The 20,171-nt window shown below is 73.6% G+C and carries 16 protein-coding genes; 3 read left to right on the top strand and 13 right to left on the bottom strand.

Features of this window, described 5'->3' with window-relative positions; all coding sequences use genetic code 11:
* Window positions 1-146: 146 nt before the first annotated feature.
* The 8 genes from OG435_RS35110 to OG435_RS35145 form a co-directional block, all read right to left on the bottom strand.
* Window positions 147-2,495 (bottom strand): ATP-binding protein, encoded by a 2,349-nt coding sequence (locus OG435_RS35110; protein ID WP_266883181.1) that lies wholly within the window; start codon window positions 2,493-2,495, stop codon window positions 147-149.
* A complete protein-coding gene (locus OG435_RS35115) occupies window positions 2,492-3,175 on the bottom strand; it encodes a response regulator transcription factor (RefSeq protein ID WP_266883183.1) in 684 nt (227 codons plus the stop codon). The genes OG435_RS35110 and OG435_RS35115 overlap by 4 nt, the downstream gene beginning before the upstream one ends.
* A gap of 193 nt (window positions 3,176-3,368) precedes the next feature.
* The gene (locus OG435_RS35120) at window positions 3,369-4,445 is read right to left on the bottom strand and encodes a hypothetical protein (RefSeq protein WP_266883185.1); all 1,077 of its coding nucleotides are present in this window, start codon (window positions 4,443-4,445) and stop codon (window positions 3,369-3,371) included.
* A gap of 94 nt (window positions 4,446-4,539) precedes the next feature.
* A complete protein-coding gene (locus tag OG435_RS35125) occupies window positions 4,540-4,980 on the bottom strand; it encodes a hypothetical protein (protein ID WP_266883187.1) in 441 nt (146 codons plus the stop codon).
* Between the two features lie 62 nt (window positions 4,981-5,042).
* Entirely contained in the window at window positions 5,043-5,261 is a 219-nt protein-coding gene (locus tag OG435_RS35130; protein WP_266883189.1) for a hypothetical protein, read from the bottom strand.
* A gap of 459 nt (window positions 5,262-5,720) precedes the next feature.
* Entirely contained in the window at window positions 5,721-8,384 is a 2,664-nt protein-coding gene (locus OG435_RS35135; RefSeq protein ID WP_266883191.1) for a DUF6493 family protein, read from the bottom strand.
* Window positions 8,381-9,793, bottom strand: a complete 1,413-nt coding sequence (locus tag OG435_RS35140) for an SWIM zinc finger family protein (protein WP_266883193.1) — start codon at window positions 9,791-9,793, stop codon at window positions 8,381-8,383. The genes OG435_RS35135 and OG435_RS35140 overlap by 4 nt, the downstream gene beginning before the upstream one ends.
* A 111-nt stretch (window positions 9,794-9,904) precedes the next feature.
* On the bottom strand, window positions 9,905-10,237 hold the full coding sequence (locus OG435_RS35145; RefSeq protein WP_266883195.1) for a hypothetical protein: 333 nt from the start codon (window positions 10,235-10,237) through the stop codon (window positions 9,905-9,907).
* A 207-nt stretch (window positions 10,238-10,444) separates the two neighbouring features.
* On the opposite strand from OG435_RS35145, the gene OG435_RS35150 reads away from it, so the two are divergent.
* Together OG435_RS35150 and OG435_RS35155 are read left to right on the top strand one after the other, a co-directional pair.
* Window positions 10,445-11,707 (top strand): FAD-dependent oxidoreductase, encoded by a 1,263-nt coding sequence (locus OG435_RS35150; protein ID WP_266883197.1) that lies wholly within the window; start codon window positions 10,445-10,447, stop codon window positions 11,705-11,707.
* A gap of 172 nt (window positions 11,708-11,879) precedes the next feature.
* A complete protein-coding gene (locus OG435_RS35155; RefSeq protein WP_266883199.1) occupies window positions 11,880-13,349 on the top strand; it encodes an amidohydrolase family protein in 1,470 nt (489 codons plus the stop codon).
* Window positions 13,350-13,404: 55 nt separating this feature from the next.
* Here OG435_RS35155 and OG435_RS35160 read toward each other — a convergent pair whose 3' ends face one another.
* The 5 genes from OG435_RS35160 to OG435_RS35180 all read right to left on the bottom strand — a co-directional run bounded on the left by OG435_RS35160 (window position 13,405) and on the right by OG435_RS35180 (window position 18,271).
* Window positions 13,405-15,102: a carbohydrate binding domain-containing protein gene (locus OG435_RS35160; protein WP_430625798.1), complete on the bottom strand. Its 1,698-nt coding sequence runs from the start codon at window positions 15,100-15,102 to the stop codon at window positions 13,405-13,407.
* Window positions 15,103-15,278: 176 nt separating this feature from the next.
* Window positions 15,279-16,775: a UDP-N-acetylmuramoyl-L-alanyl-D-glutamate--2,6-diaminopimelate ligase gene (locus tag OG435_RS35165; RefSeq protein ID WP_266883203.1), complete on the bottom strand. Its 1,497-nt coding sequence runs from the start codon at window positions 16,773-16,775 to the stop codon at window positions 15,279-15,281.
* A 227-nt stretch (window positions 16,776-17,002) separates the two neighbouring features.
* The gene (locus OG435_RS35170) at window positions 17,003-17,158 is read right to left on the bottom strand and encodes a hypothetical protein (protein ID WP_266883205.1); all 156 of its coding nucleotides are present in this window, start codon (window positions 17,156-17,158) and stop codon (window positions 17,003-17,005) included.
* A gap of 97 nt (window positions 17,159-17,255) precedes the next feature.
* Window positions 17,256-17,453, bottom strand: a complete 198-nt coding sequence (locus OG435_RS35175; protein WP_266883207.1) for a hypothetical protein — start codon at window positions 17,451-17,453, stop codon at window positions 17,256-17,258.
* 155 nt (window positions 17,454-17,608) lie between these two features.
* Window positions 17,609-18,271 (bottom strand): deoxynucleoside kinase, encoded by a 663-nt coding sequence (locus tag OG435_RS35180; RefSeq protein WP_266883209.1) that lies wholly within the window; start codon window positions 18,269-18,271, stop codon window positions 17,609-17,611.
* A 473-nt stretch (window positions 18,272-18,744) separates the two neighbouring features.
* Between OG435_RS35180 and OG435_RS35185 the strand changes: the two genes are divergently transcribed.
* Complete coding sequence (locus OG435_RS35185) at window positions 18,745-20,160, top strand: amidase (protein WP_266883211.1); 1,416 nt, start codon at window positions 18,745-18,747, stop codon at window positions 20,158-20,160.
* Window positions 20,161-20,171 lie beyond the last annotated feature (11 nt).

The following is a 20,171-nucleotide window of genomic DNA, read 5'->3' on the forward strand; positions in this document are numbered from 1 at the left end:
TCCCTGGTGAGGTGCGCCGGGTACGTGCTCCGGGGCTCCTCCCCGGGCCTCTCGGCACCCCTCGATGCTCCCGGCCCGGACCCCCTCCTGACTGTCCCCGCCATTGGTGACAACGCCCCGGCAACACCCCGTGTCCCGGCTCCGGTTCAGGCCGTACGGACGCGGGCCTCGACCCAGGTGGACTCCGCGGCGTCCTCCACTACCGCGCTGAGCCCGGCGACCGCCGCGTGCAGGGCGCCGGCCCGCCGCCGGTCCCCCGGCAGCACGACCAACGCCGCGTCGACGGTGTCCGCCGAGGCCGTCACGCTGAGGACCAGCTCCTGGGGGGTGGGCCCGGTACCCAGGGCGGTGGTCAGCAACAGGCGCAGCAGGGCGGGCGGATGCGGGTCGTCCGCGTCCGACTGGATCGTGACGACGCAGCCCGCGGTGCGCGCCGTGCTCAGCAGGTCGCGGGCCGGGCGGTCGAGTACCCCGGGAATGTGGATCTCGTCCCGGACGGCGTAGCCGAGGAGACGGGCCGTGTCGCGGACCTCGGGGTCCCGCGGCGAGCGCCGCCCGGTGGCGACGGCCTCGAGGAAGGGCAGGATCTCCTCGCCCAGGTCGGCGAGACGCCCGCGGTGCAGGGCCTCGCGGGCGTCGCGTTCGGCCTGGCCCGCGAGGGCCGCGGCGCGGTCCGCGTTGGCGTGCGTGGTCACCGCGCCGAGGCGTGCGACCGTACGGCCGATCGCCATCCCCATGAACACGCCGAGGGCCGGGGCGGACAGGGCGGGGAGCGTCATGGCGACCGTGCCGCCGAAGGTGGGGGCGACCGGCGGGCCGGTGAGCACGAGGACGACGACGCCCGCCTGTTCGAGCGCCATGGCCGTCAGCGCCTCCCGTGCGGGCCGCACGATCACCAGCAGCGTCAGCAGCGGCGTCACCGCACCTATCGGCCAGGAGGTGTAGTCGGCGAGGCCGGACAGGGGCAGCACCAGGAAGCTCCCGAGCGCTCCCGCGACGGCGAAGGCACAGGCCGCCCAGGCGGCGGCCGGGCCGATCCCGCTCCGGGCCCGCAGCAGGAGAGCCACGGTGATCACCGCCAGGACCGCGTACCAGGCCGTCAGCCAGAGCGCTCCGGGGACGTGCCGGGTGTGGATCACCGCGATGACGCCCATGACCAGGAGGAAGGGCAGGCAGACGGCGGCCAGCGGGCGCCGGACGTCGCCGATGGCGGCGTTCATCCGCCGCACCTTCACGGAGACGTGCCGGCCCGCCCCCACTCCCTCTTCCTCTTCGCCCGCCCATCCCGATGCATCCGATCCATCCGATCCGCCCGATCCGCCCGATCCGTCCGGGGCCCGCGCCTCGTGCCGTTGCGCGCCGGCCGGCGCCGGCCACTCCAGGCGTACGACCGTTCCGCGTCCCGGTGTGCTGCGGACCTCCGCTTGCCCGCCCACGGCCTCCATGCGCCGCAGCATCGAACGGCGCACGCCCACGGACGACTCCCTCAGCTCCTCCCTGTCGAAGCCGGTGCCGTCGTCGGTGACGCACAGGACGAAGCCCGTACCGTGCTCCCGGACCGTCAGGTCCACCTGTACGGTCCGGGCACGGGCGTGGTCGGCCACGTTGCGCAGGGCCTCCCGAGCCGCGCCGATCGCGGCCGTCGCCACCTCGTACGGGACGGCGGGGACGTCGTCGGCCACGATGCTGGTCCCGGTCCCTTGCGGGGGTGTGAGAGCTCGGACCAGGGAAGCGAGGTCGGTGACGCCCCGGCCGCCCTCGTCGAGCGGGGTTCGGGCCCCGGCGACGGCGGCCGCCGCGCCGCGCGCGGCCTCCCGCACCCGGTCGACCGCGATCCCCGGTTGGCCGATGGCTCGCAGGGCGGCACTGACCTCGTCGTGCAGCATCCCCTGGAAGTCCCGGTGGGCCTCGCGCCGGGCGGCGGCCCGCGCGGCTTCGGCGCGCGCCGACGCGGCCCGGCGTTCGGACCGGTCGGCGCCGTCGCCGGCGGTGCGCATGAGCGGGGCGAGGACCGCACCGGCCACCGCCGTCGCCAGGGGCGGCCAGATGCCCTCCACGGCCGCGGCCGGACCGTCGGCGGGCCAGCTGGTGCCCAGTTGGGCGGCGAGAGCGACGAGGGCGGCGAGCCCGGACCACCGTCGGGCGGTCCGGGGCAGGAAGCCGGTGGCGAGGAGCACGGCGGGCACGGTCAGCATGCAGCGCTGCCCGATCAGGATGTACGGCGATCCTCCGCCCAGGACGAGGAGGGGGTGCGCGACGACGGCGAAGGCCAGGGCCGCCAGGGCGTCGGCCCCGTTCAGCCGGACCCGTACGCCCCTGACCACGAGGTGGAGGCTCAGCGCGACGAAGGCGATCGCCACCACCGTCACGGCGAGCGGCGGCCGGTCGCCGGAGAGCGGGACCGTCGCCCAGTTGAGGGCGAAGAGGACCGAGACGGCGGCGACGGCCCGGGAGAGCCCGGCTTCGACCCCGTCCCGGTAGGAGTTCCCGGTCATCGTCCCGGCGTGCCGGGCCGCTCCGGGCTGATGTCGATGTGCCCGTCGGCGACGGCCCGCCAGACGATCTCGCTGTTCTCCCGGAGGAGACCGTCGCCTGCGTCCGTGTACGCCTCGATGGCCCGCTTGCGGTGCGTGCGGACGGTGTCTTCGGTGATGTGGAGGAGCTTCGCTATCTGCCCGTGCGGCAGGCCCCGCGCTATCAGCTCCAGCACCCGGTGCTGTTGCCGGGAGAGCCGGATGCCGCCGCGCGGGTCGCTGACGATCTGGTGGGCGAGCCGGCTGGACACGTACGCCTCCCCCGCGTGCGCGGCGCGGACGGCCTCGGCGAGCCGGGTCTGCGGATCCTCCTTGAGGACCAGCCCCAGTGCGCCGGCGTCGAGCGCCCTGCGGATCAGGGCGGGCCGCTGCTCGGTGGTGTAGGCGAGCACGCGGGCCCCGGTGGCCCGTATCCGGCGCACGTTCTCACCGATGTCACTGTCGTCGCGGAGCCTCAGGTCGAGCAGGACGACCGAGGCGGTGGCCCCGTCCTCCTGGGCGAGGAGGGAGTCCACGTCCTCCGCGATCGCCACCAGTGCGATGTCGGGCGTGGTGTCGGCCAACGAGGCGCGCAGGCCGACCAGGACGATGGGATGGTCGTCGACCGCGGCCACCCTGATGGGGGTGACAGGGCCCTGCACGGGTAATGGATCCACGGTTTCCCCCACGGCGCGGCTCGTGCCGGAATCGTATGCTCCGTCGCTCCGGCGCGTGAGGCTTTCCCCCATACCGTCTCCGGACCCGGCCCCGGACCCGGGCCCCGACCGGGACCAGGACCCGGGAGCGTGCCGAAGGCTCCGCGCAGCTCCCCGTCGCAGTGCCGTGCTCCGTCGGCTACTGCTCCGCGCCGGGGTTGGCGATGGCGAGGAGCACCGTGGCGAGTTCGTGCGTCAGCTCCTCCACCGCCAGGACCTGTTCGCGCACCGGCGGGGGAAGGTGCGCTCGCTCCCACCGGGCCACGGACTGGTCCGCCGGGCGGGCCGCCCACAGCTGCTCGAGGTCCGCGGCCGGCTTCGCCAGCGAGTGCGCCGCCTGGTGCGCGACGGCGTCGACCGCGTTGCCCAGCGGGTCCGCGGTGTCCCCCTGCGGGCCGAACATCGCGAACTCGGGCAGGTCGGTGAGGGTGCGGACGGTGGAGGTGATGTGGGGCATCCTCAGTACGCGCTGCACCCAGAGAGGGCCGGGCACCGAGGCGGGCAGGCTCGGAAAGTCGGGGGTGGCGACCAGCGTGCCGTGCAGGATGCCGGCGAACGCCCGGTGCCGGGGGCCGGGGCTCCAGAGGCCGCCGCTCAGGTCCGCCGAGAGCCGCTCGAGCCGTGCGCGGGCGCGGGCCACGTCACCGGCCCACTCCGGTTCGAGATCCGCGATCCCCGCGGCCCGGACCGCGCGGGCCCGGTCCCCGATCGTCAGCGGAAGCGGCTCCGTACCGCCGCGGGTGTCCGCCGGTTCTCCCTCTTCGGCGCCGTGGGCCCCGAGGTGGTCTTCGAGGACCTGGCGGGCCCGGCGCCGGCGCTTCTCGTCCCCGACCAGGTCCAGCCATCCCTCCGCGGTGCGGCCCCGTCGCTCGCCGGTCTCCAGCGGTCCCTGGTGCAGGCGCCCGGTGTACCCGCCGTCGACCCAGCCGACCAGGCCGGACAGCTCGACGTCGTCGACCAGGACGTCCGCCTCGCGGGCGACCCGGCAGGCCGCGAGGGCCAGCAGCGCGACGACGGGCATCCACCGCGACGTGAACTGCGCGCCGTCGGGTGCGTCCGGGCGGCCGGGACGCGGGCCGGCCGGGCCGGGCTCGGTCCGGTTGTCGTACCCGGTGTGCCACACCACCAGCGCGCCGCAGGTCAGCACGGCCCGCCGCCACGCCACCGTCCCGTACGCGGCACGGTTGCGGTCTTCCCAGTCCTGCCCGTCAGCCACGGTTCGTCCCTCCCAGGAGCCGGCTTGGTTCCGTACCCCTGGAAGGCCGACCGCCCGTGTCCCAGGCGCGGGCGATCCGGTGGGGCGCTCCCGATCAGCGGCGGCCGGCGGACAGGACGACGAGGAACTGGCCGCCGCCGGCCTGGACGTCGGCGGTCACCGGGAGGCCCGGTACCAGCCGGGAGAACCGGTCCACCAGCCAGTCCGCCGCCTCCTGGGCGTCCTTCTTGGTAGGGCAGCGTCCCACCATCTCGCGGCCGCCCTTGCGCTCCAGCCTCTCGGCAACGGTGATCAGCGGCGCGGGTTCGACCACGTAGAGACGCTCCGGCCAGGCGATGACCACCTTGACCGCGCCCTTGCGGGTGTTGCAGCCGCGGTGCGCGAGCCGCTCGGCGACCTTGGCCTTCTTGTCGGTGGTCCGGCTGTCCACGCTGGGCCCCCGCGGGTCGTTCACCGACTCGTCGGGGTCGACCGGTTCGTCACAGACCCAGCACAGCCAGCCGTCGCGTTCGGCCACATCATCAAGGAGACTCATCCGAGCAAAGTACCTGCCCGGCGGCCACCCCGCGCACCAGGGCCGCCGTAGGTACCTGCTCCTCAGTTGAAGACGTCCAGGAAGTCCGCCCAGGAGCCCGCGTCGTCGGCCGAGCGGCGGGGCCGCGGCGGGCGCGGGTCCGGGTAGGTCTCCGCCGCGGCCCTCGCGCGGACGATGTCCGGTCCGCCGCACGCGGCGACCGCGAAAGCGCCGAAGACCTTGGCGAACGCGGCCGGGTCGCTGAACTCGACGCCGAAGGCCCGGCCGTCCAGCAGCGGCACCCACACCACCCGGTCGGACCGTGTCTACTCCGGCACCAACTCGCCGTCCGCGGTAGACCGTCCAGCCACAGCCGTGCCACGTGCAGCAGGTTCACCTTCTCCATCGGCAGCCGCTTGCGCCGCACCCGCAGTTCACGCGTGGTCAGCTCGACGCGCTGGTCCTTCTTCGGGTACCAGACGACGCCGATCCCGAACGGCACCCAGAGCACGATCCCGATCATCGGCCAGACCACGGCGTGGCCCCACGAGCGGAGCAGGGCACCGTCCAGCAGGGACACGGCCCCGAAGAACAGGGCCCACTTCGCCGTCATCCGCCAGAACCCGCTGCCCTGCCGGTACAGGACCCGTCGCTTCGCCGTCATCTCCATGCCCGAACGCTATCCGCCGCCGCGCGGCGGACCGCGGGCGCCCGGGGCTCGCGACGGCTCGGCGTGGCGGCGGCGGTGGCCGCCACCCGCGTCACCCGGCTCCGCACGCGTTGCGTCGCAGGGCGTCGCGGAGGCGGGCGGCCTGGGTGACCAGGCGGGAGCGGCCCGGGCGGACCGCGACAGCGGCGAGGCCGTCGGGTTCGGGCGACGCCGCTCCCGACTGCTCCACGCAGTCGGCGGCCGTCGCGAGGAGGTCCCCGGCGCCCCTCGGGTCGACCGTGCCGGTGAGCAGCGCGGGGAGTACGGCTGCCAGGACGGCCCAGGTGGTCGCGCAGGCGCCGGTCGCGGCGGCGGTGCGCAGCGAGTCGGCGAGCCGGTTGGCTTTGACCGTGCCCAGGTCGAGGAGTTCACCGAGGTCCCTGCCCATGAGCCCCGCGTCCAGTTCCTTCCGGGCGGCCAGGGTGAGCAGCGCGTCCACGGCCCGCAGCCGGTCCTCGGGGTGGCGGGCGCCCAGCCCCGTGGCCACGGCGAGGTGCAGGGCCGGACCGGCGGGTCCGCCGGCAGCGGCGAGCCCGGGGAGTGCGGCGAGGCCGCCGCGCCCTTCGTGGACGGCGCAGGCCGTGACCTCCGGGAGCCACCAGGCGGCCAGTGTCTCCCGGTCCTCGGGCAGGGCCGCGATCAGCAGGGCCTCCTCCCCTCCGTCCCAGCAGCGGCCGGTGGCCTCGCGGGCCTGCGCCAGTTCATGGAAGGCGTCCGGGAACTCCCGTAGCACGGTGGTGCGTTCCGCCGTGTCGAGTACGAGGTGCGCCGGGGTCTCCCCGTACGCGTGAGGCATGGCCGACGCGGTGCGGCGGGTGATCGCCGCGCCCTCTCCGGCCTCGCCGAGCCAGGCGGCCAGTCTGTCCCCCTCCGGTGTGCCGAGGGCGGCCGCGGCGGGAGCGACGGCGGCGTCACGGCGGACTCGCAGCAGGGCCTGCCCGAAGTCCACCTGGGCGGGCCGCTCACCGAGGCGCCCGTACTCGGTGAGGCGCTCGACGAGCACCCGGGGATCCAGGGTGCCGGTCTGCCCGGTGGGGGTGGCGAGCAGGAAGGGCAACGGCCGGGTCGTGACGTGCCGCGCGGCTTCGACCAGGCGCGCGTGGCCGACGACGGCGAACGCCGTGTGGTGGCAGTCCCTGCGCCAGGTCGCGAGCGGCTCCCGTGCCACCCCCGTGGGACGCGCTCCGAGAACGGCGGCGGCGACGTGATCCAGTCCGGCCAGGTCGCCGGTGTACCAGCGGGACCGGGCGGGGTCGAGCCACCACTGGTCCACGAGCGCGGGGCGCAGCGCCTCGGCGAGGGCGGCGCGGTCCCGGTGTGCGTGCCGGACCAGGCCGTCGAGGGCTCGCTCGAACTCCTCGACTTTCTTGGTGCGGGAGTTGACGACGGCGGCGACGAGCTCGACGGTCTCCGCCACCGTCCCGGGGGCCGGCGCGAGCGGGGCCGGAACCGGGGGCGGCGGAAGGATCTCCCGGTAGGGGGCGGCGTCCTCGGCGGGGGCGGCCGCGTCCGGCCCGAGGAGTTCGACGGCGCGGGCCCGGTGGGCCGGGCTCAGCAGCCTCGCCTGCTCGGCGAGTTCGGCGCGCAGGGCGGGGTCGTCGGTGAGGTGGGGAGCGGCGAGCTTGAGCGCGCGCTCCTGGATGTCGGTGTCGGTGTGCCCGAAGGCTTCGCCGAGCACCGGCAGCAGCTCGGGGGCGGCGGCCGGGTCGCGGCGCAACTCCTTGCCGATCAGTACCAGCTGGGCTCGGACGAGCTTCTTCTCGGGGCGGAAGAGGACGGCTGCCGACATCTCGGCCAGCAGGCGGGGGGTGAGGTGGCCCGCGGCGGCGAGCCGGGCCAGTATCTGCTGGGCGTGCCCGGCCACCGGGGACGGGGCGTCGGCCGTCAGCGCGATCCAGTCGGCGGCACGCTCGCGCTCTTCCGCCTCGGTCGCACGGAGCGCCTGCCAGATCGCCTGGTAGGGCTTCAGCTGGTGGTGCTTTCCCCCGCGCAGGAGGCGGGCCGTACATCCGTCGAGGAGGGCGGTACGGTCCACGACGCCGTCCGCGGCAAGTCCTGCCAGGGCCGCCGGCCAGTGGTGGGGATCGTGCGGATCGCAGCGCCAGCCGAGGGCGCGGACCGGCTCGGCGGTCTCGAAGAGGCACGGTACGAGGGCGCCGGCGTGCGGGTCGCCGCGCAGGGCGTGGGCGAGCGGGGCGCGGGAGGTGCCCACGGCCATCGCCCAGCCCTCGACGCAGCCGTCGGTGGTGGGCATCGGGCAGTCGGCGAGCCGGACGAGTTCGCTGATCAGGGGGTAGTCCTGCTCGACGGTGGAGGGCCGCGCCGCCAGCCGGCGGGCGAGATCACCGAGCCATCGGGGGTCCCGGTCGGTCAGGACGTCCAGCAGTACTCCTACGGGCACCTGCTGCCAGCGGCGCATGTCCCGGGCGCCGATCCAGGCGGCGACCGCCGCCGCGCCGGTGTGGCAGCCGGCTCCGGCGACCACCAGGGTCGGGCTCATCAGGTCCCGTTGCTGCCAGCCGTCCCAGCCCTGGGCGCGCAGTTCACCGCGCACCCGCTTCAGGCCGACGAGCAGCTCCCGGCGCTGCAGCCGGTCCAGCGGCCGGAGCAGACCGGGCAGTTCGGCGGTACGTCCCCTGCGCACCGCGTCGAGGACGCCTTCGGTGGAAGGCTGCGAGGAGGCGGAACCCAGCTCGGGGGCGGTGGTGGTGTTCATCGTGCGGCTCCGGTGGAAGCGGCGGTGGTGGAACGGGCGGTGTCGGTGGCCGCCCGGAGCGCCATGCGGGTGGCGAGGGCGTGCTTGCAGGGGCCGCGGCGGCCGCGGTGGTCGGCCCACCACTGGCAGGTGCAGCTGAGGGCGCCTCCGGACTCGCGGACCTGGTAACGGCGTTCGCCGGAGGCCACGACGGAGGTGCCGGGGCGGTCCAGGGTGATCGCGCCGGCCTCGAGGAGCGCGCGGGCGGCGACGAGGCGCGGGTTGTGGCGCTCGGCGCGCCGGGCGTCGTAGGGCAGTTCGCGGTGGAAGTACGCGGCTTCGGCGATGTCGTACCCGACCCGTCCGGCGGTGCCGAGGCGGGTGAGTGCGGCCCGGACCCGCTCGACCGGCAGGCCCGACTGGTCGGCGAGGTCGGCCGGGTCGATGCGGGGTTCCCAGGCGAGCAGGACGGAGATCAGCTCTGCGTCCTCGGCCGCCGCGTCGGTGGCGAGGGCCTCCAGGACGGCGCCTTCGCCGGAGAATCCGCGGTCGGCCTCCGGGGAGAGCGTCAGGGTGAGCCGCATGCCGGGCAGGCCTATCTCCCATGCGGAGGCGGTGGGGTTGGCGCCGTCCGCCGCGGGACCGTACACGCGCAGGCCGGTGGCCTGGCGCAGGACCCGCTGGAGGGCGGCGAGGCGCTCGGGGCCGGGCAGGCAGACCGCGCCGGGGACCGGCCGGGTGGTGGGGCGCAGCGCACGGCCCGCGGGGACCACCCAGAGGGGGCCGCCCGCGGATCCACCGCCGGCCGTGGTGCGCGGGAGGGAGCGCAGGAACCGGGCCGTTTCGGCGGCGCCCAGTTCGGCGCGCAGGTCGAAGCCGGTGGTGATGGCCTGGGACTCGGCGAAGCCCCGTAGCCAGCGGTCGGGCAGCGGCACCTTCTTCTCGACGACCGCGCCGTCCAGGGTGGTGACCGCCATCCCGTCGGGGCCGACCCGCAGGTGCAGCGGATCGTCGCCGGTGAGCCGGGACAGCGCCTCGCGCAGCGGGTTGTTGACGTCGACGTTGGTGGTGCCGTGCCCGGTGTCGGCGCCGCGCAGGCCTTCGGGCAGCACGTCGAGCCGGGCGTACACGCCGCAGCAGCCGGAGAAGGATTCGAAGCGCAGCCGGTCGCCGTTGCCCGTGACCACCGGATCGAGGGAGGCGCGCAGGGTGCGGCGGTAGTAGCGGGCCGCGGCCACGTCCGCGACGGCGAGCAGCGCACGTGCGGCCGCCTGAGGGGCACTCAGGAACCCTGCGAAGAACTGCGGGTTGGCCTCGGCTCCGGCCGGGGTCAGACCGCCCGCGGTCTCCAGCCCGAGGGACTGGCCCGTGGCGGCGGAGGTCAGCGAGGAAGGACGGACATAGGCGAAGGTGTGTGCGGTTCGCGTCATGAACGGGACGTTAGGCGGACCCACTGACAACGCCGCGGCGTGCCCACAGGGACGCCTCCCCGACGGCCGGGAGCGGACCCGGTGGGCCGGCCGGCTCCCGGCCCGGGTCGCCTAGGAGGACCTGCGGCGCAGCAGCATGCGGACGCCGAAGAGGATCACGACGACCACGATCACGAGGAGCAGGACGATGACGAGGCTCTTGAACAGCCCGCCCTTCTTCTTGCTCTTCTTTTTCTTCTTCCCGGTGATGGCCTGGGCCCGGGAGGAATCCGGCGCCCGGAGTACCGTCACCGCGCCGGTTCCGGCGAGAAGAGGGCTCTGCGAGAGCACCGCGGACGCGGGAGCCTGCCGGGTGACCGACCCGGCCGACGCGGCCGCCGTGGCGGTCCCCGCCGGGCCCAGCAGCAGGCCGGCGAGCACCAGGAGCGGTACCAGTGTGGACATCGCCCCACGGGAACTCTTCCTCGGAATGCGGTTCTTCGTCACTGCGTCCCCCTGTTGGTCGACTTCATCGGCGCCCCGCCGGGGGCCCGGAGGAACCGGACGAAGGGGCTTTGCAGCATCGTCCGCGAGTCTGACCGCCCCGGCAAGAAGATGAGCGAGGGTATACGTCATCGGACTCGGCCGGGACCTGCGAAGGGATGGGTTGCCATGGAGCGTACGACCTGTTGTGTGGTCGGGGGCGGGCCCGCCGGGATGGTACTGGCGCTGCTGCTGGCCCGGGCCGGGGTGGAGGTCACCGTGCTGGAGAAGCACGGCGACTTCCTGCGCGATTTCCGCGGTGACACCGTGCACCCGTCCACCCTGTCGCTGCTGGACGACATCGGTCTCGCCGAGCGGTTCGCGCGACTGCCCCAGCGGCGGGTCACCTCGGTGCAGCTGCCCATCGGGCCGGAGCGTTCCCTCGTCACCATCGGGAACATCGGGGCGCTGCCCGGGAAGTACAACTACATCGCGATGGTGCCGCAGTGGGACCTCCTCGACCTGTTGGCCGACGAGGCGGGGAAGGAACCCTCCTTCCGTTTGCGCATGAACACCGCGGCGACGTCCTTCCTGATGGAGCGCGGCCGGGTCGCCGGCGTGCGCTACCGCACCGCGGACGGCGCCACCGGTGAGCTCAGGGCCACGCTGACGGTGGCCTGCGACGGCCGCGGATCCTTCGCCAGGACGCTGCCCGAGCTCGGTCTGGAGAACTTCCCGTGCCCCATGGACGCCTGGTGGTTCCGGATGCCGCGGCACGAGAGCGATCCCAGCGGGCTCGTCGGAGGCCTGGGCGAGCGGTTCTTCAGCGCGCTCATCGACCGCGGCGACTACTGGCAGATCGCCGGGCTCATCCCCAAGGGAACCGACGCCGAGCTCCGCGCGGACGGCCTGGACCGGTTCATGGAACGGTTCACGCGGGCCGTCCCGTGGCTGGCCGACCGGGCGCACTCGGTCGCCTCCTGGGACGAGGTCAAGCTGCTCGACGTACGGCTGGACCGGCTGCGCCGCTGGCACCGGCCGGGGCTGCTGTGCATCGGTGACGCCGCTCACGCCATGTCACCCGTCTTCGGCATCGGCATCAACCTCGCCGTGCAGGACGCGGTGGCCGCGGCCCGCCACCTCGTGGGACCGCTGCGCAGGGGAACCGTGGGGCTGCACGACGTGCGCCGGGTGCAGCGCCGCCGCATGCCCACGACGCTGGCGACCCAGGGGCTGCAACGCCTGGCCCACGCGCAGGTCATCGCACCGCTGCTGGCCGGGCGGACCGCCTTCGGCCATCCGGGGGCGGCGAAGCGGCTGACGGAACTCGTCACCGACTCCCGGTGGCTGAACCGGGTGCCGGCCTACTTCATCGCGTACGGGGCCCTGCGCGAGCGGCCGCCGGCGGAATCGATGCGGAGCGGCTCCGGGGCACGGGAGGACTCCTCGTGAGGGAGGCTGCGAAGCGCCGAAGCCGACGACCCTTCTACAAAATGTTGACGCGCCTCTATCGGAAAGACACCGGCCCGACGGACGATTCTCGTAGCCTGCCCGGCTTCACCTGACCTCCTGTCAGCGCGGGCAAGGGCCGATCGCACCCTCGTTCGTTGGGAGGCCACAAGCCATGAACCCGCTCAGCGAGTGTCCCGAACCCGCCTCGACCTCGATCTCCTTACCGCAAGCCCCCGCGCCGGCGCCGAAGGCGGGGGCGCCCAGCCGTCGCAGCGTCCTGAGCGGCCTCGGCATGGCCGCGGCCGCTCCCCTCGTCCTGGGCGCCGGACGCGGCCGGCCGTACGGGGGAACGCCCCCGGGGCGGGACTTCGTACTCAGGAACGCCCCGCTCGTGCTCACCATGGACCCCGCCCTCGGCGAGGGCCCTCTCGGCACGGTCGAGCAGGCGGACGTCCTCATGCGGGACGGCGCCATCGCTGCCGTGGGGAAGCGGCTGACCACACCACCCGGAACACAGGTGACGGACGCCTCCGGCCGGCTGGTGATGCCGGGATTCGTCGACGTGCACACCCACCTGTGGCAGTCGTCGATGCGGGGCGGCTGCGCCGACCGCGACCTCTTCGGCTGGCTGGCCGACTGCAACCGGGCGACGTTCTCCCGGATCACGCCCGCCGACATGTACCGCTTCGTCCGCCTCGGCGCCCTGGACTCCGTACAGTCCGGCGTGACCACGCTCGTGGACTGGGTGGACGCCCTCCCCTACGAGACGACGGTCCGGTACGTACGGGCCCTGGCCGACACGGGCGTGCGCTTCACCTACGCGATGTTCCAGGCCGAGCGGGAAGCCCCGCTGATCGCCCGGGCGAAGAAGGAGCTCCTCGACCCGCTCCCCCTCGCCTCGGCGCAGGTCGCCACCCACGCGGCGCGGGCCATCAAGGGCCTCAACCAGGCGCATTGGGAGATCGCCCGCGACCTCGGAGTCATGCTCAACAGCCACGTCCTCGAGCGCTCCGAGCAGCGCGCGGACGACCCGATCGGCACGCTCGCGGACATCGGCGCGCTGGGTCCGCGGTTGCTCATGAACCACGCGATCCACCTCACCGACGACGAGATCGCCGCGCTCGCCGCGCACGACGTACGGGTCGCGCACTGTCCGCTCAGCAACATGCGCCTCGGCTCGGGGATCATGCGGCTGCCGGACCTCGGACGGCGCGGCGTCAAGGCCGGTCTCGGCCAGGACGGCGGGACGAACGACACCTCCGACTTCTTCGCCCTCATGAAGACGGCCATCGGTCTTCAGCGCGCCCGCTCGCTGGGGACCTCGGTCTTCCCCCAGGTGCAGGACGTCCTACGGCTGGCCACGCTCGGCGGCGCCGAGGCGATCGGCACGGCGGACACGGTGGGATCCCTGACCCCCGGCAAGCGCGCCGACGTCATCGTGATCGACCCCGCCGCCCTCAACTTCGCCCCGCGCTTCGACTGGATCAACCAGATCGTCTTCAACGGCCGCCCGGAGAACGTCCGCGCGGTCTTCGTGGACGGCCGTCCCCTCAAACTCGACGGCCGCCTCGTCGGCATCGACGCCGACCGTGTCGTGCGGGAGGCGGAGTCCGCGGCCACCCGCCTGCGCGCCGCCTCCTGAATCCAGTGGCAGGGCCCCTGGAGCGCGTTGAGCGCCCCCGGGGCCCTGCCGGCGGTCAACGCCCCTGGAGCGCCTTGACGTTGTCGCCGAAGGTCCAGCCCTTCGAGCCGTCCCAGTTGACCGACCAGGTCATGAGCCCCTTCAGGGAACCGCCGAAGGCGTTCCACGACTGGCTGACCAGGCTCGGCGTCATGTGGCCGCCACCCGCGCCGGGCTGGGCCGGCAGGCCGGGCACCTGCTTGTCGTAGGGCACCTTGATGGTGGTGCCCTGGATGGTCAGGCCGTTGTTCAGGCAGGTGGTCTGGGCGGTGAAGCCCTGCACGGTGCCGGCTTGGTAGGAGTCGCCGGAGCAGCCGTACATGCTGCCGTTGTAGTACTGCATGTTCAGCCACCACAGCCGGCCGTTGTCGGCGTACTTCTTGATGATCGGCAGGTAGGAGCCCCAGATCGATCCGTAGGTGACGCTTCCGCCGGTGACGTACGCGGTTTCGGGAGCCATCGTCAGGCCGAAGCCCGCGGGCATCTGGGCCAGGACGCCGTCGATGATGCGGATCAGGTTGGCCTGGGACGCCGACAGCGTGTTGATGTTGCCGCTTCCGGTGAGGCCGGTCTCGATGTCGATGTCGATGCCGTCGAAGTTGTACTTCTTGAGGATCGGTACGACGGTCGCCACGAACTTGTCCGCGACGGTGCTGGAACTCAGGTCGATGCCGGCGGTGGCGCCGCCGATCGACATCAGGATCGTCGCTCCGGCCGCCTTGGCCTGGCACATCTCGGCGGGGGTGGCGACCTTGACGCCGGCGTCCATGCCGTCCTGCCACTGGACGGTGCCGTCCGAGAGGATCACCGGGAAGGCGGCGTTGATGACGTTGTAGCCGTGCGCGGCTATCCGGCTGTCCGTGATGGGCACCCAGCCCATGCCCGGGTGGACCCCGTTCGCGGCGCCGTCCCAGTTCTCCCAGTAGCCCTGAAGGACCTTGCCCGACGGCTTGGGCTTCGTGGCACAGGTCTCGCCCGGCGGGGTGGTGGTCGGGGGCGTGGTGGTGGGGGGCACCGTGGTCGGGGGCACCGTGGTGGGAGGCACGGTCGTCGGCGGCGTCGTGGTCGGCGGGGTCGTGGTGGGAGGCGCCGTCGTCGGTGTGGGGCTGCCGCCCGGGCCGACGAGCGATACGTCGTCCGCGTGGTACGCGGGCTGCCCGTACCAGCCGTGCAGGTAGACGGTCACCGAGGTGGTGCTCGCCCCGGTGGTGAAGCCGACGCTGAGCTGGCCGTACGAAGGGCTGCTCGGGGTCCAGGTGGACGGGGTCCCGGTGATCCCGGTGCCGGTGGCGCCCAGGTAGACGTAGCTGCCCTGGACGTAAGCACTCAGCGTGTACTGCGAGTTGGGCTGCACGCTGATGGTCTGGGTGCACTGGGCGTTGTCCTGGCCGCTCGGTGTGGCCTTGAGCGCGGAGGCTCCGGAGCGGACCGGACTGCCGACGGCCGCTCCGGAGCCCGCGGAGCAGGTCCAGGCGGAGAGGCCGGTCTCGAAGCCCGGGTTGACCACGAGGTTGGCGGCGACCTCCTCGCTCGTCGCGGCGCCGGCCGTGACGGCCCCCGCCGCGGCGATGCCCGCACCGATGACGGCGGCGGCGCTCACCCCGGCGAGGGAGCGGTTCAGGACGGTCGGTCCGCGCCGGACGCGGCCGGTCCGGTCCCTGCGAGGGGCTGTGTCGGCCGGCGGACGCGGAGTACGTGATCTCCGACGGAACATGGTGCGCTCCATTCCCGGCCGGACGTCAGGGGCATGACGGCGCGTGGGGGCGTGACGCCCGGCTCTGGGTGAGGTGGGGACAGGTGGGGCTGTGCCGACCGGATCGTAGGAGCAACGACACGGCCGGTCAATAGGTCTGGACCAATAAGAGGATCGGATCGGGCCGGGCCGCGCCCTCAGGGAAGCAGCCGGGAGGCGAGGTCGCGCACGGTCGCCATGTCGCTGAACGGGAGCAGGTCCTCGCCCACGATCTGGTGCGGTTCGCTGCCCTTTCCGGCGATCAGGACGATGTCTTCGGGCCGGGCCTCGGAGAGCGCGAAGCCGATGGCCCGGCGCCGGTCGGCGGAGCGCTCGTACGGTGTTCCCGTGCTCTCGATGCCGACCGCGATCTGGTCGAGGATCGTCTCGGGGTTCTCGGTGCGGGGGTTGTCCGAGGTCAGGACGCACAGGTCGGAGTGGGCACCGGCGATGCGGCCCATCTCGGCGCGCTTGGTGGTGTCGCGGTCACCGCCGCAGCCGAAGACCGTGATGACGCGGCCCCCGGCGAAGCCGCGGATGGCGGTGAGGACCTTGTCCAGGGAATCGGGCGAGTGGGCGTAGTCCACGATCACCGAGGTGCCGGCGGGCGTGACGAAGCGCTCGAACCGGCCCGGTACCGGCGGCATCTGGGCGAGCGCGGCGACCAGCCCGTCCAGGTCGTGCCCCAGCACCCGGCAGGCCGCCACGGCCGCCAGGGCGTTGGACACGGAGAACCGGCCCGGGACCGGGATCGCCGCCGGGTACTTGCCGCCGTCGTGGTGCAGCGTGAACCGCGTGCCGGAGGCGTCCGCGATCAGGTCCGTGGCACGGAAGTCGGCCTCCTCGTCGAGGCCGTACGTGGTCACCGCGCCGGGCATCATCGCCCGGATCCCGGCGCCCACGGGATCGTCCGCGTTGACCACCGCGTGCCGGCACAGCCCCTGGAACAGCCGCATCTTGGCGTCCGTGTAGCTCGCCATCGTGCCGTGGTCGTCCAGGTGGTCCTGGGTCAGGTTGGTGAAGACGCCGACGTCGACGAACGTCCGGTCCATCCGGTACGTCTGCAGCGCCATCGAGGTGGCCTCCAGCACCACGCTGCCGGTGCCCTGGTCCCGCATGCGGCCCAGGAGGTACTGCAGGTCGGGTGATTCCGGTGTGGTCAGGACCGTGGGCGGCATCGGGATCATCTCGTCGCCGATCCGGCTGCCCGCCGTCCCGATCACCCCCACCCGGGCGCCCTCGGAGATCTTCAGGAGCGACTCGACCATGTAGGAGATGGAGGTCTTCCCGTTGGTCCCGGTGACCGCCACCATGTCCATGTGCCGGCCCGGCTCGCCGAAGTAGCGGGCGGAGACGACGGCTGCCGCCTTGCGGGTGTCGCGGACCCGTACGAGGCACACCGAGGGCTCCAGCTCGCGCCCGGACGGTGCGGCGGCGGCTCCCTCCTCGTCGACGAGCACCGCCACCGCCCCGCGCGCGAGTGCCGCACCGATGGACGCGGGGCCGCCGCCTCGGTGGCCGGGTACCGCGATGAAGAGGGAGCCCGGTACCACCCGGTCGACGTCGAAGGTGGTGCCCGCGGTGATCCCCACCGACTCGGTGTCGCCCTGGATGACGTGGTGTTCATGGCCGGTCAGCAACCCGCTCAACTTCACGGTGGTCCCTTCGGAGGCGGCTACGGCCCGGCGCGCGGCCCTAGCCTGGTGGCGGCGCCGACGGAGCGTCGGGACCGCGGTGGTGGGACGGGGAGGGCGATGCGTCGCCCGTGGGGCGAAGGGGTGGCCGGGGGCCGGGCGCGGAGATCGGGCCGGGCCGGCGGACGGCGCCCGTCGCTCAGGATCGTGCGGCGCGAGGGACTGGGCCCGGGCGCGGTGGGAGAGCGCTAGCCGTGGCCGTGCAGGACGCCGCGGCCGACCGTGGGGGCCTGGCGGACGGCGGCGGTCCGCGGGCTGATGCCCGTCGCGCCCGCAAAGGCGGCACGCGCGCCGGGGGCGGCCTGCGGCAGGCGCTTCCCCGTGTCACGTCGTGTGCGGCTCATGGGCCGAGTGTACGTGCGTCCGCCCGGCCCGGACGCCGTGTCCGCCCGCACGCCCGTCCGGTGCACCTGCCGGGGTGGCCCCGCGGGCGGCCCTGGTTCACGGCCTGGTCAGCGCGGACCTGCGGGTGGCCAGTGCGGCGTGGACCGGTTCCCCGGTGGGGGCCCGGTGGTCCCGTACCGCGCGGTCCGCTTCCTCGGCCGACTGCCGCAGGGCGGCGGCCAGGGTGACCGCCGAGGGGCGGCTGGGGCTGCCGGGCTCGGGCAGGTGGGCTTCCAGGCGCAGGGTGACGTGCACGAATTCGGCGAGGGCCTGCCCGGCGCCAGCCTCCGTCGTGCGGGGTGTCCGGGTCGCGTCGGTGCGCGCCTCGGGCGGATTCCGGCGGAAGGGCGCCGCCGGCCGGGCCGCCGGCGCCCTTCCGCGTCGAAGCCCGTGCCGTCGTCCCCGGGCCGTCAGGCCCCGAGGGGGCTCGCCGCCAGGGCGTCCCTGACCTCGCGCACCACGCGGGCCGCGTCCTGGGGATCGTTCACCACGTCCGTGTGGTTCATGTCGACGACGAGGACCTCGCTGGCCGAGTAGTGCTTGTGCACCCAGTCGTCGTAGCCGGACCACAGCACCCGGTAGTACTCGACGAGGCTCTCGTCCTGCTCGAAATCGCGGCCCCGCAGCCCGATGCGGTGCAGCACCGTCTCGAAGTCCGCCTTGAGGTAGACCATGAGGTCGGGCGCCTTGCGGTACGGCAGGCCGTCGATCTCGCGCATCATCTCGTTCAGCAGGCCCTCGTACACCCGCATCTCGAGGGAGCTGATCCGGCCCAGGTCGTGATTGACCTTGGCGAAGTACCAGTCCTCGTAGATGGAGCGGTCCAGGACGTTGTCGCCCTGCTTGTACGCCTCCTTGATCGCGGCGAACCGCGTCTGCAGGAAGTAGAGCTGCAGGAGGAAGGGGTAGCGCTTGGCCTGGATCTCCTCGGGGCTCGACGTGTAGAAGAGCGGGAGGATCGGATTGTCGTCCACGCTCTCGTAGAAGACCTCGCTGCCCAGCTCCTTGGCGAGCAGCTCGGCAACGCTCGTCTTGCCGATCCCGATCATGCCTCCGACGCAGATCACTGGCATTCCTCACTTCTCCCTGGGGGTCTTCTTGTCGCGGGCGCGTGGGCCGGGCGCCCCACCCCACTGAGACACGTGTCGGCGGTCGCTCGATTCCCCATGATCTTCATGATCGTCGTGATCAGCGTCATGCGGTCCCCGTCCCGGCCGGGGCCCGGACGCAGGACGCCCTCCCCGACGGGCCGGACCAGCCGTTCCGTAGATGCCGCGGACAGCGACGAGCCACCACCCCGCGGCCGCCTTGAAGCATAAATGACTCCGCGACCCCCTCCCGCCCGGGCGGGGGTGTCCGTCAGCGGGGCCCACCGTCGAGCACCGCGCCTCCGTCGGGCCGCCGGCACGCCTGTTGCGGCACGACCCGTGCAGGGAGGCCGGGTTACCGCTCGCCGGCGCTGAATGGCCGATGAAATCCTGGCCTGTTACCTGCCGGTAGGCAATGATGGCCGACGCACATCCACACGGCGGAGGCTGAGGCAGCGGTGACGACTTTCGACGGACCGACCATCGTGCACGCGTTCCGGGACGACGCCCTGGGAGAGCACGACGCCGTCGGTCTCGCCGCGGCGATCCGGCGGGGCGAGGTCTCCCCCGCCGAGGCCGCCCGGGACGCCGCCGCGCGGGTGCGGGCGGTCGACGCCCGGCTGGGTGCGGTCCAGGTGCACACCGCGAGCCCGGCGCCCGCCGCCGGACCGGGCGGCGCCTTCGCCGGGGTGCCGACCTTCGTCAAGGACAACACCGACTACCAGGGGCTGCCCACGGGCCACGGCAGCTCCGCCTTCCGGCCGAGGCCGGCCAAGCGGCACGCACCGTTCACCCGGCAGCTCCTGAGCAGCGGTGTCACGGTCCTGGGCAAGACCCGGCTGCCCGAGTTCGGGTTCAGCCCGACGACCGAGTACGACGGCGCCGAGCCGGTGCGCAACCCCTGGCACGCGGAGTACTCGGCGGGCGGCTCCTCGGGCGGCAGCGCCGCGCTGGTCGCCGCCGGCGCCGTACCGATCGCGCACGCCAACGACGGCGGTGGCTCGATCCGGATACCCGCGGCCTGCTGTGGGCTCGTCGGCCTGAAACCGTCGCGCGGACGGGTCGTCGCCAGCGCCCTGGGCCGCCAGCTGCCGCTCGACATCATCTCCGACGGGGTCGTGACCCGCTCCGTTCGGGACGCCGCCGCGTTCCTCGCCGCCGCGGAGAGCTACCGGCGCAGTCCCGGTCTGCCGCCCCTGGGCCTGGTCGAGGGCCCCTCGGCGCGAAGGCTGCGCATCGGGCTCGTCCTGGATTCCCCGAACGGCGTGCACTCCGACGCCTCCACCCGGGCGGCGGTCACGGAGACCGCGGAGAGGCTCGGACGGCTCGGACACACCGTGGAACCGGTGGAGTTGGGCATGGATCCGAGTTTCACCGACGACTTCCTCACCTACTGGGGGATGCTGTCGTTCCTCCTCGGCGTCACCGGCCGGACCCTCGGGGCGGACTTCGACCGGCACCGCATGGACGGCCTCAGCCAGGGGCTGCGCGAGGAGTACCTGCGGAACTGGCGCAGGACCCCCGGCGTGCTGCGTCGGCTGAAGCGGACGAAGGTGGCCTACGCGGCGTCCTTCCGCGGGCTGGACCTCGTGATGTCGCCGGTGCTCGCCCACACCACGCCACCGATCGGCCACCTCAGCCCGACCGTTCCCTACGCGAAGCTGATCGAGCGGATCCTCGCGTACGTGGCGTTCACGCCGGTCGACAACGTCGTCGGCACCCCGTCGATCTCGGTGCCGGCCGCGAGCGCGACGCCGGACGGGCTGCCCGTCGGCGTCATGTTCTCCACCCGCCCCGGCGGTGAACGAAAGCTCCTGGAGATCGCGTTCGAGCTGGAGGCGGACCGGCCCTTCCGGCGCATCCAGGACCAGTGACATCGGCGCGA

Source organism: Streptomyces sp. NBC_01264, assembly GCF_026340675.1.
Classification (GTDB): Bacteria; Actinomycetota; Actinomycetes; order Streptomycetales; family Streptomycetaceae; genus Streptomyces.

Coding starts and splice junctions, on each gene's coding strand:
- OG435_RS35110 (WP_266883181.1), bottom strand. CDS start 2,495: ATGACCGGGAACTCCTACCGGGACGGGGTCGAAGCCGGGCTCTCCCGG.
- OG435_RS35125 (WP_266883187.1), bottom strand. CDS start 4,980: ATGAGTCTCCTTGATGATGTGGCCGAACGCGACGGCTGGCTGTGCTGG.
- OG435_RS35135 (WP_266883191.1), bottom strand. CDS start 8,384: ATGAACACCACCACCGCCCCCGAGCTGGGTTCCGCCTCCTCGCAGCCT.
- OG435_RS35140 (WP_266883193.1), bottom strand. CDS start 9,793: ATGACGCGAACCGCACACACCTTCGCCTATGTCCGTCCTTCCTCGCTG.
- OG435_RS35145 (WP_266883195.1), bottom strand. CDS start 10,237: ATGTCCACACTGGTACCGCTCCTGGTGCTCGCCGGCCTGCTGCTGGGC.
- OG435_RS35150 (WP_266883197.1), top strand. CDS start 10,445: ATGGAGCGTACGACCTGTTGTGTGGTCGGGGGCGGGCCCGCCGGGATG.
- OG435_RS35155 (WP_266883199.1), top strand. CDS start 11,880: ATGAACCCGCTCAGCGAGTGTCCCGAACCCGCCTCGACCTCGATCTCC.
- OG435_RS35160 (WP_430625798.1), bottom strand. CDS start 15,102: ATGTTCCGTCGGAGATCACGTACTCCGCGTCCGCCGGCCGACACAGCC.
- OG435_RS35170 (WP_266883205.1), bottom strand. CDS start 17,158: ATGAGCCGCACACGACGTGACACGGGGAAGCGCCTGCCGCAGGCCGCC.
- OG435_RS35180 (WP_266883209.1), bottom strand. CDS start 18,271: ATGCCAGTGATCTGCGTCGGAGGCATGATCGGGATCGGCAAGACGAGC.